Genomic DNA, 13,945 nt, shown 5'->3' on the forward strand with positions numbered 1-13,945 from the left:
TGCCCTGCGATGGACACACGGTTCAGCGAGGACTTCGAGCTCGAGGGCGAGCCGGAGCGCGAGTTCCATCCGGGGATCGCCAACCGCATGGCGCACAAGACGGTCGCCGCCGGAGCCGTCATCCGCGACCCGGACGACCGGATCCTGTTCGTCGTGCCGAACTACAAGCCGTACCTCGACCTCCCGGGCGGCATCGTCGAGACGGGCGAGCCGCCCTCCGAGGCGTGCCGCCGGGAGGTGCTCGAGGAGGTCGGGCTCGACCTGTCGATCCGACGCCTGCTGGTCGTGGACTGGACGCCGGGGCGCGGGCCGTGGAGCGACCAGGTGCAGTTCGTCTTCGACGGCGGCGTGATCCCGGCCGGCACAGCGCTGCGCCCGCAGGCGTCGGAGCTCACCGGTGTGCGATGGTCGTCCCCGGCGGACGCGCATCTGCGCGCGTCGCTGCGCCGGCGCCTGTCACTGGCCCTGATCGCACTGGAGACCGGTGCGGTCTTCCACGCCGAGTTCGGTCACCTGCTCACCACACCGTGATCAGACACTCACCTGCGCTCGGGGGAGTCCGGACGGCTCGACCGGCCCCTGAGTTACTCGGGGTCTCACACCCCAAGGCCGCGAAGCTGAGCCCCACAGTCTCTGACCGACCCTGACAAGATCGAAATTCGGGCGCGGGCGTCGCCGCCGAGGCGCGCCGGCCGGCTCGATCCGCCGCCGCCGGACCGCTCGATCCCATGATCATGGGAAGGATGTGGCTGCCCCGCTAGCTAGAGGTTTCCCATGATCATGGAGCCGCCCGGACCGGAACACGCTGTCCCAGGTCCAGCGGCGACCACGAGCGGCAGACACCCGCCCGAACGACTGTGCGTCACCATCCCGTAGCGCAACACCGGGACTGACGGACGGTCGCACGGCTTGTCTACGCGGCCTTTGTCTCACACCCACCGGGGCATAGACGTTGGCCGTGGAGACGTCCCGCGCCGGTGCGACGGCGCGGGGGTGGTCTCCACGGCCGGCTGATTTCAGGTCAGTCGTCCAACCAGTCGAGCGAGCGGCGGTTGCCGTTGCCGCGCTGCGAGCGGGCGCCGTCGTCGCCGGCGCCGTTGGCGTTGCCGTAACCGCCACGCTGCTCGTAGTCACCGCCGCCGTTGTAGCCGTTGCCGGCCCGCGGCGGCTCGGGCCGCTCGTAGCCGTCGCGCTCGTAGCCAGCGGCCGGCTCGTACCCACCGCGCTGCTCGTAGCCGCCACGACCGGCATACGGGCCGTCGTAGTCACCGCCGCCGTTGTAGCCGTTGCCGGCGCTCGGGCCGTAACCGTCACCCGCGCTCGGGCCGTAGCCGTTGCCGGCGCTCGGTCCGTAACCGTCGCCCGCGCTGGGGCCGTAGCCGTTGTCACCGCCGTAGCCGCCCTGGCCACCGGATCCGCCGGGGCCGTAGCCGCCCGCCGCGGGGCCGCCGTAACCGCCGCCCTGGCCGTAGCCGCCGTGGGCACCGCCGGCACCCGGGCCGCCGCCGTAACCACCGCCTGCCGACGGACCGTCGGCGTCGTAACCGTTGGCCTGGCCGCCGTAACCGCCGCCACCGCCGTAGTTGCCGGCGTCCGGCTCGTACCGCTGGGTCGCCTCACCGTATCCGCCGCCCGCGCCCGCACCGGCGCTGTAGCCCGGATCGTAGGGGTCGACCGGCGGGCGGGACGCCGGGCCGTAGCCACCCCGGTCGTTGTAACCACCGGCGTCGTTGTAGCCACCGCCGGCCGCGGGGCCATAGCCCTGGGCGGGCGGCGGGGATGCGGCGAACCCGCCTGTGCGGGGCGGTGGCGCGCCATATGGGTCCGGTGGCACGTCGAAGTCGTTGAAGCCGCCGGGTCGCACGATCGCGGTCGCGTCGTTGGCGGTACCCCGGTTGATCATCGTCGGGGCACCCATGGCACCGACCATGGTCGGGTCGGCCTGCGGTGCGCGGTAGCCGGGACGCTGGCCGCCGGGGCCGCCGCGCCGCGGGGCCGCCTCGTCGACGTCGTCGTCGTCATCGTCGCCGCCGCGACGACGCAGGAGCAGCACGATCGCCACGATGCCGAAGATCACCAGCAGCGCGCCCAGCGCGATGAGGATCCAGGAGTAGCTGGTGCCGCCGTCGCCGGAGGTCTTGGTCGTGTTGTCCGGCGCGGCGACGCCACCGGTCGCCGTAGTGTCCGGCGTCGCGTCACCGGCGCTGGGCAACGGGGCGGCCGACTCACTCGGGGCGAGCGGAGCCAGCGGGATCTTCGGCATGGTCACGGACCTGCCGGCGGCGCCGGTGGCCTCCTTCTGACCGTTCGAATACCCATCGAATCCGGCGCTCACCGTGATGGTGCCCGGGGCGATCACGTTGCTCTCGTTGCCGACGAACCGGTATCGCCCGTTGTTGTCCGACTGCGTCGTGCGGCTCTTGCCCGCGCCGTCCTGCATGACGACTTGCGCACCCTTGATCGCGTTGCCGGTCGTGGAGTCAGAGACGGTGCCGGAGACCTCGGTGACGGTCTGCGCACCTTGCGTGGGCTGCGCGTTCGACTTCAGGGTGGCGGTGAAGTTCTTGGTTTCGGAGCCACCGTTGGTAAGAATGACCTTGCCGGCGCCCTGCTTGGACTGGCCGGCCGGAATTGTGCTCTGCGCCGGCGGCTTGACCCCGATCGGCAAGTTCTTCTTGTCGCCGTCTGAAAGGGTGGCCAACGTACACGTCAGATGAGTGCCACTTCCGCTGCACTCTTCCGGCTTGTTGTCGACCGCCAACTGCATGTCGCCCGGCAGATCGAAGGTGAACGAAACGCCGATAGCCGGCGTGTCACCCGTGTTCTCCACCACAACGTTCACCGGCTGAGCACCGCCGCCCACAGTGAGCGTCACATCACTGACGCTCACTGTTACCTTGGCCGCCGCGAACGCCGGTGTTGCCACGCCGAGCAGAGCACCTGCCGCCAGAACAGCCACCGCCCCTGCTCGCAGCAGCAGGGCTCGTCGGTGCGCAGTCACGTCCACACCCCTCCGGATCTTGACTTTCACCCGAGCGTCGCTGCCGAGCATGTCTGTCGATGGTCCAACATGCGAGCGAGACTCGCCTTGCATGGTGCGCCGCAGCAAACTATGCCTTGTCCAGAGGGGTCGGCGAAAGGCGGACGGTGTTGCGACCGTCGCGGTGGCGGTCGTATCGTCCCGACATGTCCAATGCGCACCGATATTCCGACACGGTGCAGACCGTCCTAGATGCACTGAACGGCGGGCTCGTTCCCGACCGGCTCGCCCTGCGTGACGCCGTTCGAGAACTCCTCGGCGACCTGCGGTCCCGCGCACCGGGACGTTCGGTGGAGGTCCGCGTTCCTCCATACGGCGCGATTCAGTGCATCGAGGGTCCGAGACACACGAGAGGTACGCCACCCAACGTCGTGGAGACCGACCCCACCACGTGGCTCGAGATCGCCACGGGTCGGAAATCGTGGCACGAAGCCGTCACGGCGGGGAAGATCCGCGCGAGCGGGGTTCGAGCTGATTTATCCCCCTATCTGCCCTTGTAGCCCGGCAGACCGTGGGGCAGACTGGCGACAAACCGCGTGCGTTCTGTGGCTGTCCGTCAGGCCTGAAACCTCGCGTACACTGTGTTCCGCGACGGCGACCAGACCGCGGCGTCGGACCGCCGCCCGGCCGACCAGTTCTCCCCGGCGAGACATGGGCGAGACGCAGCCAGTTTCTTCCGAAGACCATCCCAAATCCGGCCAACTGCGACGACAGGAGCGGCACGTGCCCCGAGGCGATGGCCGGTTGAGCCACGAGCTCGACCCCCAGCGTCCAGGTCCCCAAGACAAGTGCGGTGTGTTCGGCGTCTGGGCGCCGGGCGAAGAGGTCGCGAAGATGACCTACTACGGGCTGTATGCACTACAGCACCGTGGGCAGGAAGCGGCCGGCATCGCGGTCTCGGACGGATCCGGTGTGGTCGTCTACAAGGATCTCGGCCTGGTGTCCCAGGTCTTCGACGAGCCGACGCTCGCGAGCCTGCGCGGTCACATCGCGATCGGACACACACGCTATTCGACCACCGGCGGCTCCACGTGGGAGAACGCCCAGCCCACACTGCGGTCCACCGCCGCGGGCGGCGACCGGGCCGGCACGACGATCGCGCTCGCGCACAACGGCAACCTGGTCAACACCGCCGAGCTGGCCCGCCGCGTGGCCGACCTGGGCGAGCGCGACGCGATCAACTCGACCAACGACACCGCGCTCGTGACCGCACTGCTCGCCGCCCGTCCCGACCTGTCCGTCGAGGCCGCGGCACTGGAGGTCCTGCCGACACTGCGCGGCGCGTTCAGCTTCGTCTTCATGGACGAGGACACGCTGTATGCGGCCCGTGACGTCAACGGCGTCCGCCCGCTCGTCCTGGGCCGCCTGGAGCGCGGCTGGGTGGTCGCGAGCGAGACCGCCGCCCTCGACATCGTCGGCGCGAGCATCGTGCGCGAGATCGAGCCGGGCGAGCTGATCGCCATCGACGAGCACGGCCTGCGGTCCAGCCGGTTCGGCACCCCGGACCCGAAGGGCTGCCTGTTCGAATACGTCTACCTGGCCCGCCCCGACACCACGATCGTCGGGCGCAACGTGCACGCCGCGCGCGTCGCGATCGGCCGGGCCCTCGCCCGGGAGCACCCGGTCGAGGCCGACATGGTCATCCCGGTGCCGGAGTCGGGCACACCCGCCGCGATCGGTTACGCGACCGAGTCGGGCATCCCGTTCGGCCACGGCCTGATCAAGAACGCATACGTCGGGCGCACCTTCATCCAGCCGTCGCAGACGATCCGGCAGTTGGGCATCCGGCTCAAGCTCAACCCGCTGCGCGACAACGTGCGGGGCAAGCGGCTGGTCGTCGTCGACGACTCGATCGTGCGCGGCAACACTCAGCGTGCGATCGTGCGCATGCTGCGCGAAGCTGGAGCGATCGAAGTCCACGTGCGCATCTCCTCCCCGCCGGTCAAGTGGCCGTGCTTCTACGGCATCGACTTCGCCACACGGGCGGAGTTGCTGGCCAACGGCCTCGACCTGGAGGGCATCCGCCGGTCGATCGGCGCGGACTCGCTCGGCTACGTCTCACTGGCCGGCCTGGTCGCGGCGACCGAGCAGCCGGCGTCCCGGCTGTGCAGCGCCTGCTTCGACGGGCAGTATCCGATCGAGCTTCCCGCTGACAACGTGATCGGCAAACACGTCCTGGAAGGTGTCGCGCGCGCTGCGGGGGCCGCGCCGACCACGACCGACGGCGGCTCGGTGAGTGTCGCCGCCAGTCCGGGTGGCGCGGGCGCACTGCTGCGCCCGTGACCCACCCACCCGAAGCAAGTGCGGTGGCCGCCGCGAGGCAATCAAAGGGGAGAAAGTGACGCACGTGGATGAGCGCGCCGAGAAGGCCGGTGAGACCGGCCAGGGCAGCACCCCCGAGCGGCAGCTCTGGACCGCCGGCAACGGCAGGAGTCGCAGGCGCACCGTGACCTACGCGGACGCGGGCGTGTCGATCCACGCTGGCGAGCAGGCCGTCGAGCTGCTCCGTACCAAGGTGCACCGGACCCATCGGCCCGAAGTGATGGGCGACATCGGCGGGTTCGCCGGGTTGTTCAAGCTGGACCTCAAGAAGTACAAGAGCCCGATCCTCGCCTCGTCGACCGACGGCGTCGGGACGAAGCTGGCCATCGCCCAGGCCATGGGCATCCACGACACCGTCGGCATCGACCTCGTCGCGATGGTCGTCGACGACCTGGTGGCCTGCGGTGCCGAGCCGCTGTTCCTGCTCGACTACATCGCCTGCGGCGAGGTCGTGCCGGACCGGGTCGCCGAGATCGGCGCCGGCATCGCGGACGGCTGCCGCTACGCCGGCTGTGCGCTGCTGGGCGGCGAGACGGCGGAGCACCCGGGCGTGATGCGCCCGGACGAGTACGACATCTCCGGCACCGGCGTCGGCGTCGTGGAGGAGGACGCGATCCTCGGCCGCGACCGGGTCGAGGTCGGCGACGTCGTCATCGCACTGCGGTCGAGCGGCCTGCACTCCAACGGCTATTCGCTGGTGCGCCACGTGCTGCTCGGCGCCGGACGGATGCGGCTCGACAGCGTCATCGACGAGTTCGGCAAGCAGCGCACCCTCGGTGAGGAACTGCTCACGCCGACCCGCATCTACGCCAAGGACTGCCTCGACCTGATCAAGGAGAGCGAGGTCCACGCGTTCGCTCACGTGACCGGTGGTGGCATCCCGGGCAACCTGGTGCGGGTCCTGCCGGAGCACCTCGACGCCGTCGTCGACCGCGCGACCTGGCGCCCGCAGCCGATCTTCGAGCTGGTGCGCACGAAGGGGCGCATCGAGGACTCGGAGATGGAGAGCACCTTCAACATGGGCATCGGCATGCTGACCGTCGTCTCCGCCGAGGACGCCGACCGCACACTGGCGTTCCTGGCCGGCCGAGGTGTCGACGCCTGGCAGGTCGGCGAGGTCATCGAGGGCACCGGCACGGTCCAGATGGTGGGCTCGCACACCCGCGGCTGACGCTCACCGGCTCCAGAGCCGAGCACGACGCCACAGGGCACCCGCACGGGTGCCCTGTGGCGTTCCTACCGGATTGCGCGCCATTGTGAACTGTCGCGGATTCGATCTACCGGGGCTTACCGCAACGGAGTAATACACCTAGGCTGAATCGGCACGTCCCTACACCCAAAAGGAGGACGGGCCGTGTCGTGGAGCGGCATGCGGGGGATCTCACCGATCCCGAGTTATGTCGTGCTCCAACCCACGACATTGTGCAACCTTGACTGTACTTACTGCTACCTTCCCTTCCGAGCGCGCAACGACCGGATGAGCCCGGCGGTGGCCGAGGCGGTGGCGGCGTCGGTCAACCCCTGGGCGGCGGCCGATGAGCGCTTCTCCGTCGTCTGGCACGCCGGTGAGCCGCTCGCCGCCGGACGGGCCGCCCTGGCCGAGCTGATGGCGCCGTTCGAAGGCGTGGAGCACCACGTGCAGACCAATGCGACGCTGATCGACGATGCGTGGTGCGAGTTCTTCGCCGAGCACCGGATGCGCGTCAGCGTGAGCATCGACGGCCCGGAGCCGCTGAACGGCGAGCGGATCAATCGTGCGGGGCTCCCGGCGTACCGCCACATCCTCAGCGGCGTCGAGGCACTCCGGCGTCACGGGGTGCCATTCTCGGTACTCTGCGTGGTCAGCGATCCCGGCCCGGGTCTGGCCACCCGGCTGTACGACTACTTCCTCGACCTGGACTGCGACGTCCTCGGGGTCAACATCGAAGAGCAGGAGGGTGTCAACGCGCGCGCGAACGACTTCGGCGCCGACGCCGTGCGGTCGTTCTGGGCGGAACTCGTCGCGGCGTGGCGGCGGGACCCGCGCATCCATGTGCGGGAGATCGAGTGGACGCTGCGCTACGCCGGTGCGGTCCTCGCCGGCAGCGCGGACGGCATCCTGCCCGCCGCGCTCGACCCGATCCCGACGGTGGCCGCGGACGGACGGGTCTTCCTGCTGTCGCCGGAGCTCGCCGGGTTCACCGACGCGCGGTACGGCGACTTCTCCTCCGGCAACGTGCTGGACACCCCGCTGGCGACGATCCTGGCCGGCGCGACCACCTCGGCGGGGTGGGTGCCGGAGTACCTGCGAGGCGTCGAGGCATGCCGGCAGCGCTGCCCGTACTTCGGATTCTGCGGCGGTGCGCACGCGGCGAACCGCTACTTCGAGCACGGCAGGTTCGACACCACCGAGACGAACCACTGCCGGAACAGCAAGATCCGCCTTCTGGAGGGAGTACTGGACCATGCCGGAGCACGCTGACCCCGTCACCACGCGCGTCTACGAAGCCGCGGACGGTCTTCGGGTGTTGCTCGACGAGGCTGCCGCGGCACGGGCCGCCCGCGCAGAGACGAGCGGCGACGACGGCAGGAGCGCCGTCTGCGCCTGGAACCACTTCGAGAACATCCCGACGTTCTACAACTGGAACAACCGTCCTCGTTGACGGAACCCAGCGACGCCGAGACACCCGCACGCTGAACCGTCGAGAGAACGGTGCACCGTGCGGGTGCTTACGACACGACTCGGGCACGTGGGGTTGTCCACGTGCCCGTGAGCCGGGTTGACCATCGGTCAACGACCCCGTGAGCGCCAATCACCGTCGCTGGAGGGGTCGTCGTAGTTGCCGTCGTCCTCGTCGTCAGCCTCATCATCGACGTGATCACCATACTCGGCGTAATCGTCGCGTGACTTAGGGCTGCCCGCCGCGAGCTCGCGCTGCAGCGCGTCGAGGTCGGTGTTGGGAGAGTGATACTTCAACTCCCTGGCCACCCTAGTCTGTTTGGCCTTCGCACGGCCGCGCCCCATGGCTCGACCCCCTCGCACAGAATTACGGGGCAGCCATTACCGGCAGGCCCCGACAACGTCAGGCATCTCTCGTGGCTCTTACGGTACATGTCGCGGGCACCTTTCGGCATCTCGCCCCTACCGACCATTTCGGTGGCGTTGCTTACCCGACCGGACCGGTTGGGTAAGCACCGCCTTCGTCAGTTGGTCGTCACGGGCCCGCGAGGGTCACACCAAGATGGTACGGAGCCTTCCGACCTCGGCCATCCGCCGTTCGGCGAGGCGGTCGGCGGCGACCGCAGGAGGCACGCCTTCCGCCGAGGCGAGCTGCAGGATCTGCTTCGTGATGTCATAGATCCGCCCCGCCCGCTCCTTCGCCCGGGCGAAGTTGAAGCCCTCGATCTCGTCGGCGACCTGGATGACACCACCCGAGTTGACCACGTAGTCCGGGGCGTAGAGCACGTCACGCTCCGCGAGCAGCTTTTCCACCCCCGGATGAGCCAACTGGTTGTTCGCGGCGCCGGCGACGATCTTGGCCTGTAGCAGCGGGACGGTCTCGTCGTTGAGGGCACCACCCAGCGCGCAGGGCGCGTATACGTCGAGCGGTTGCTTGATCAACTCGTCGTTGCCGTCGACCAGCTCCACCTGCGGGTAGGTGGAACTCACCCAGTCCAGGGCCTTCTCCGACACGTCGGTCGCGACCACGGACGCGCCGTCGTCGATCAGGTGCTTGGTCAGGTGCTTGCCGACCTTGCCGAGGCCGGAGATCCCGACCCGGCGGCCGGCCAGCGTCGGACTGCCCCAGCGGTGCTCGGCGGCCGCGCGCATACCCTGGAACACCCCGTAGGCGGTGAGCACCGACGAGTCGCCGGCCCCGCCGTGGGCCTCGGAACGGCCGGTGACGAACTTCGTCTCCTTCGCCACGATGTCCATGTCCTGCACGTACGTGCCGACGTCGCACGCGGTGTAGTAGCGCCCGCCGAGCGACTGGACGAACCGCCCGTACGCCCGCAGCAGTTGCTCGCTCTTGTCCTTGTCCGGGTCGCCCCAGATGACAGCCTTGCCACCGCCGAGATCGAGGCCGGCCAGAGCGTTCTTGTACGCCATGCCGCGGGACAGCTCCAGCACGTCGTGCAGAGCGTCCTCTTCCGAGGCATACGGATAGAACCGGGTCCCGCCGAGCGCCGGACCGAGCGCGGTCGAATACACGGCGATGATCGCACGCAGGCCGGACTGCCGATCGTGACAGAACACGACCTGCTCGTGACTGGTGGTGAAGACACCCATGGATGCTCCTGAGACGACGAGGGCCGTCCTCGTGAGACGGCGCCTGAACGAGGTGCGGTGATCCGACCCTAATACGTTCAGACTCGCGGACGGCTTCGCGTCGTTCGGACCTTTCGTGCGACGATCGGCCCGTGCCGTCGCTCTTCGCGTCATACCTGCGGGTGTACGAGCCGCTGGCCGCCTTCGACCGCGACCATCAGCTCTACTGGCGTCGCTATGTCAAGGAAGGCCGGGCCGTCACCCTCACCGACGGCCCCGTCAGACAGCGCACGGCGGTGCTGGAGGCGCTCGGCGCCGGCTGGACCCGCCTTCCCGACCTTCCTGACGAGGCCTACGTCCTCGAAGCCGACGACACGCTCCTGGTCTGCCCCTGGAACCTGCGCATCAGGGTGGCCGAGGCGGCTCTGACGGCCCGCGACGGGGTCCCCAGTGTCATTGCCGATGCGTTTGTACCTCCCGTGCTCGCCGGCCTGGCACAGACCATCGTGGACGACTGGCGCAGCGGCGACCGGGTCCTCGAACGGGGCCTGCCGCGGGTCCACGAGCAGGTCGCCACGTGGGGTGTGCCGCTGCGCTGGTTCGTCTTCGTCGACCTCGAGGAGCGCGAGCTGTCGCTCCGCCCGGGCCGGCGCGTCCTGCGCTACCGCACCGAGATCTCCAAGGCTCGCCGGCGTGCCCACCGGGCATGTGCGGTGCTGCGCCGCGCGATCGGCGACGCCCCGATCACGGTGGCGGTCGAGGAGACGGCCCGTTGGCTGGAGGAGTTCCATTCCCGGTCGATCGTGGAACTGGACTACGGCGGGCTGGTCACCCTGATGTCGGACGACACACTGGCCGCCGACGACTCCCCCGGCCTGGTCTCGGCCGGCCTGTCGAACGTGGCCCGCGGCGACGCGGACGCGGCGACCGAGGTCTACGAGAAACTGGTCGACCGCTGGCGCGCCGTCCAACTCCTGGAGCGCTGCAACTGACGGTGGCCGGGGGACGATCCCGATCGACCCCGCCGGCCAGGCCCCGCCCCGGACGGCCCGTCGTCGCCGAGCCCACCCCCTAATGCGGTGTCCCCCAACGCTGACCGGCTCCACCTTTGCCGATCTTGCAGTTGTGGTGCCCTGACACTCCCTGAATGTCCGGGTTTGACAGGCACCACAACTGCAAGATCGACGCACGACAAGCCGGCGAACGTTGGTGGACACCGCGCTAGGCGGGGCGGCGTTCCGTCGACGTGGCCGCGGCCCCCGTCGCGGGTCGAGGTGGTCACCAATCGGCAACCGCAGCGACGGCCGTCAGCGGGAGGCCGACGGCGAGACTTCCATCGCCATAAATGTCCGGTTTTACACCCGATCGAGTGTCACCCTCAGCAACCGAATCGCACCCTAAGCGTGTCCGTTATGCCATGTTGGGTGCTCTTTGTGATCTACCCATCACCCGCCGAGTGAGCTAGATTCGTGTCTGATCACTCACCCAGCGTCATATTCGGTCACCCTTTATCCCATTTCGTAACGTCAAAATGGGAAAATTCACTTATTCATCATCCGTCCATACAGGGACCTTCAGCCGTTCGGCCCATGTCGGACATCGGGGACTAGCCGGACCATAGGAAACGCGTCGGCCGGCGGGACCCCGTCCGACGTTCCTGGGTACCTGTGGAGGAGTGACCGATGCCATCTCGCACGCATGAACCTGAGCCGTTGCTTACGCCGGCTGAGGTCGCGTCGATGTTCCGCGTCGACCCGAAGACCGTCACCCGTTGGGCGAAGGCGGGCAAGCTCAGCGCCATCCGCACCCTTGGCGGACACCGGCGCTACCGCGAGTCCGAGGTGCGAGCCCTGCTGCAGGGCCAAATCCCCCAGCAGCGCCAGGGCGACTGACGCGAACAGTACAACGCCCCACTCCCTGGTGCCAAACGACACGCTTGTTTCGCAACGCGCTCGGATCCTCACCCTCCGGTGATCCGAGCGCGTTGCTTTGCGCTGTGATCGCGGTTCGTGCCAACGCGATCCGGCACCGGCGTACCGTTCGCTCCGACGCGGCCGAGAGTTCGCCGCAAACGCCCAGTCGAGGGCCGCCGTCGGAGCACCACATCCCCAGCCGGGCATCACACGCAAGGGTGAGGGGAGGCTAGTCTGATGGTCCAGCCCGAACCCTTCGGAGATCGTGATGAAGCTGTCGATCCTGATGCCGGTCTACAACGAGGAAGAGCGCGTCGCTGACGCCGTGAAACAGGCACTCGACGTGAACTACCCGACCGAGACCGAGCTTGTGATCGTCGATGACGGCAGTCGCGACCGCACCGCCGAGATTCTGGGCGCCGTCACCGACCAGCGCGTCCGTGTTTTCCTTCACCCCCGCAACAAGGGTAAGGGCGCGGCCATCCGCACCGCGGTGGAGAACGCGACCGGTGACTACATGGTCATCCTCGACGCCGACCTCGAGTACGACCCCCAGGACATCCCGAAGCTGCTCGAGCCGGTGCTGGACGGCCGGGCCACCGTGGTTTACGGCAACCGCACGTTCGGCAGCCACAGCTCGTTCTCGTTCTGGTATGTCATGGGCAACAAGGCCGTCACCACCGCGGCCAACATGCTGTTCAACTGCTACCTCGGCGACCTCGAGACCTGCTTCAAGCTCCTGCCGATCGAGCTGTACCGGTCGATGCAGATCCGCTCCGCGGGCTTCGGCATGGAGGCCGAGGTGACCGGCAAGCTGCTGCGCAACCGCCACCGGCCCTATGAGGTGCCGATCAGCTACCGTGCGCGCACCCGCGAAGAGGGCAAGAAGATCACGTGGAAGGACGGGGTCGAAGCGCTCTGGATCCTGTCCCGCGAGCGCGTCCGCAAGCCGCACCGTGCCCGCTGACCTGCTGACCATCGGCGAGCTCTCCGCACGGAGCGGTGTCGCACCGTCCGCGCTGCGGTTCTACGAGAAGCTCGGCCTGATCCGCGCGACCCGCACCGGCGGCAACCAGCGACGATACGAGCGCACCGAACTGCGGCGGGTGGCCTTCATCCGGATCTCCGCGCAGCTCGGCATTCCGTTGGAGACGATCAAGGAAGCGCTGGCCTCACTGCCGGCGAACCGGACCCCCACCCGAGCCGACTGGGCGCGACTGTCCAAGGGCTGGCGCGGCCATCTCGATCACCAGATCGCCCTGCTCGAGCGACTCCGCGACACACTCAGCGGCTGCATCGGCTGCGGCTGCCTCTCCCTGAAGAGCTGCAGCCTCGCCAACACCGACGACCGCCTGGCCACCAAGGGTCCGGGACCGGTGATCCTGACTAGGCCGTGAGCAGGATCTTGCCGAAGTGCTCGTTGGACTCCAGGAGCCGATGCGCGTCGGCAGCCTGGGCCATCGGGATCGTCGTGTCGATGACCGGCCGGATGAGACCTTCCTCCAGCAGGGGCCAAAGCTCTTCCCGTACACCTCGAAGGATTGCGGTTTTCTGTGCGGAGGTGCGGGAGCGCAGTGCGGTGGCGGCCACGGTGCCGCGCTTCGCGAGCAGGGCACCGAGGTCCAGCTCCGCGCGGCGGCCGCCCTGGAGGCCGATCACGATGAGCCGCCCGCCGTCGTTGAGGGCCTTGACGTTCCGGCCGAGGTACGCGGCCCCCATGATGTCCAGGATGACGTCAGCCCGCACGCTCTCGCTGAAGTCTTCCTGCGTGTAGTCGATGACCCGATCGGCGCCGAGCTCGACGAGCCGGTCGTGCTTGCTCGCCCGCGCGGTGGTGATGACCGTCGCGCCGAGAGCCTTTCCGAGTTGTACGGCGAACGTGCCGATACCGCTGCCCCCGCCGTGAACGAGCAGCGTCTCACCCGGCCGGAGCCGCGCCAGGTCGACGACGTTCGAGAAGACGGTGGCCGCCACCTCGGGCAGGCCGGCAGCGTCGACGGTGCGCACGCCCTTCGGCACGGGCAGCAGATGGGCGGCCGGGGCGGTGACGAGCTCGGCGTAGCCACCTCCGCCGATCAGCGCCGCGACCTCCTGACCGACCCGCCAGGTGTGCACGCCCTCGCCGAGCGCCTTGATCCGGCCGGAGACCTCCATGCCCGGATACGGCGGGGCACCGTCCGGCGGCGGATAGTTCCCGGCGCGTTGGAGGGCGTCGGCGCGGTTGACGCCGGCCGCCGTCACCTCGATCAGCACTTCGTCCTGGGCGGGCACCGGGTCCGGGACTTCGGTCCACCGCAGAACTTCCGGACCACCTGGCTGCTCGATCGTGATGGCATGCACGGCTCCATCATGCCGTCGATTCGCCGTCGCGCCACCGGGGCCACGGCCAGTCGTGGTGGTGCGGCCGTCCGCTGTGGCCCC

The 13,945-nt window shown here is 68.9% G+C and carries 13 protein-coding genes and 1 pseudogene; 10 read left to right on the plus strand and 4 right to left on the minus strand.

What is annotated here, in order from left to right; translation table 11 throughout:
- The first annotated feature begins 9 nt into the window (after window positions 1-9).
- Complete coding sequence (locus tag Drose_RS36935; RefSeq protein WP_260725828.1) at window positions 10-531, plus strand: NUDIX domain-containing protein; 522 nt, start codon at window positions 10-12, stop codon at window positions 529-531.
- 490 nt (window positions 532-1,021) lie between these two features.
- On the opposite strand, the gene Drose_RS36940 is transcribed toward Drose_RS36935, so the two are convergent.
- Window positions 1,022-3,001: a carboxypeptidase-like regulatory domain-containing protein gene (locus tag Drose_RS36940; RefSeq protein WP_260725829.1), complete on the minus strand. Its 1,980-nt coding sequence runs from the start codon at window positions 2,999-3,001 to the stop codon at window positions 1,022-1,024.
- A 185-nt stretch (window positions 3,002-3,186) separates the two neighbouring features.
- On the opposite strand from Drose_RS36940, the gene Drose_RS36945 reads away from it, so the two are divergent.
- The 5 genes and pseudogenes from Drose_RS36945 (at window position 3,187) to amcA (ending at window position 8,004) form a co-directional block, all read left to right on the plus strand.
- On the plus strand, window positions 3,187-3,540 hold the full coding sequence (locus Drose_RS36945) for a sterol carrier family protein (RefSeq protein WP_259860208.1): 354 nt from the start codon (window positions 3,187-3,189) through the stop codon (window positions 3,538-3,540).
- A 223-nt stretch (window positions 3,541-3,763) separates the two neighbouring features.
- Complete coding sequence (purF, locus tag Drose_RS36950) at window positions 3,764-5,323, plus strand: amidophosphoribosyltransferase (RefSeq protein ID WP_260725830.1); 1,560 nt, start codon at window positions 3,764-3,766, stop codon at window positions 5,321-5,323.
- Between the two features lie 55 nt (window positions 5,324-5,378).
- Entirely contained in the window at window positions 5,379-6,533 is a 1,155-nt protein-coding gene (purM, locus tag Drose_RS36955) for a phosphoribosylformylglycinamidine cyclo-ligase (protein ID WP_260725831.1), read from the plus strand.
- Between the two features lie 198 nt (window positions 6,534-6,731).
- Window positions 6,732-7,833: pseudogene (amcB, locus tag Drose_RS36960) on the plus strand (cyclophane-forming radical SAM peptide maturase AmcB); the annotation flags it as partial.
- Window positions 7,834-7,866: 33 nt separating this feature from the next.
- Window positions 7,867-8,004 (plus strand): multiple cyclophane-containing RiPP AmcA, encoded by a 138-nt coding sequence (gene amcA, locus Drose_RS36965; protein WP_390891477.1) that lies wholly within the window; start codon window positions 7,867-7,869, stop codon window positions 8,002-8,004.
- Window positions 8,005-8,132: 128 nt separating this feature from the next.
- On the opposite strand, the gene Drose_RS36970 is transcribed toward amcA, so the two are convergent.
- Together Drose_RS36970 and Drose_RS36975 are read right to left on the minus strand one after the other, a co-directional pair.
- A complete protein-coding gene (locus Drose_RS36970; protein ID WP_260725833.1) occupies window positions 8,133-8,366 on the minus strand; it encodes a DUF3073 domain-containing protein in 234 nt (77 codons plus the stop codon).
- 207 nt (window positions 8,367-8,573) lie between these two features.
- Window positions 8,574-9,632: a Glu/Leu/Phe/Val dehydrogenase dimerization domain-containing protein gene (locus Drose_RS36975; RefSeq protein ID WP_260725834.1), complete on the minus strand. Its 1,059-nt coding sequence runs from the start codon at window positions 9,630-9,632 to the stop codon at window positions 8,574-8,576.
- Between the two features lie 131 nt (window positions 9,633-9,763).
- Here Drose_RS36975 and Drose_RS36980 point away from each other — a divergent pair, with 131 nt between their 5' ends.
- The 4 genes from Drose_RS36980 (at window position 9,764) to soxR (ending at window position 12,921) form a co-directional block, all read left to right on the plus strand.
- On the plus strand, window positions 9,764-10,603 hold the full coding sequence (locus tag Drose_RS36980; protein ID WP_260725835.1) for a hypothetical protein: 840 nt from the start codon (window positions 9,764-9,766) through the stop codon (window positions 10,601-10,603).
- A 690-nt stretch (window positions 10,604-11,293) separates the two neighbouring features.
- Window positions 11,294-11,503 (plus strand): BldC family transcriptional regulator, encoded by a 210-nt coding sequence (locus tag Drose_RS36985; protein WP_033365012.1) that lies wholly within the window; start codon window positions 11,294-11,296, stop codon window positions 11,501-11,503.
- Between the two features lie 289 nt (window positions 11,504-11,792).
- Window positions 11,793-12,491, plus strand: a complete 699-nt coding sequence (locus tag Drose_RS36990; protein ID WP_260725836.1) for a glycosyltransferase family 2 protein — start codon at window positions 11,793-11,795, stop codon at window positions 12,489-12,491.
- Window positions 12,481-12,921 (plus strand): redox-sensitive transcriptional activator SoxR, encoded by a 441-nt coding sequence (gene soxR / locus Drose_RS36995; protein ID WP_260725837.1) that lies wholly within the window; start codon window positions 12,481-12,483, stop codon window positions 12,919-12,921. The genes Drose_RS36990 and soxR overlap by 11 nt, the downstream gene beginning before the upstream one ends.
- Here soxR and Drose_RS37000 read toward each other — a convergent pair.
- Window positions 12,911-13,864 (minus strand): NAD(P)H-quinone oxidoreductase, encoded by a 954-nt coding sequence (locus Drose_RS37000; RefSeq protein WP_260725838.1) that lies wholly within the window; start codon window positions 13,862-13,864, stop codon window positions 12,911-12,913. The two genes, soxR and Drose_RS37000, sit on opposite strands and share 11 nt — an antisense overlap.
- Between the last annotated feature and the right edge of the window lie 81 nt (window positions 13,865-13,945).

Origin of the sequence: Dactylosporangium roseum (genome assembly GCF_025264685.1) — a bacterium.
Lineage (GTDB): Bacteria > Actinomycetota > Actinomycetes > Mycobacteriales > Micromonosporaceae > Dactylosporangium > Dactylosporangium roseum.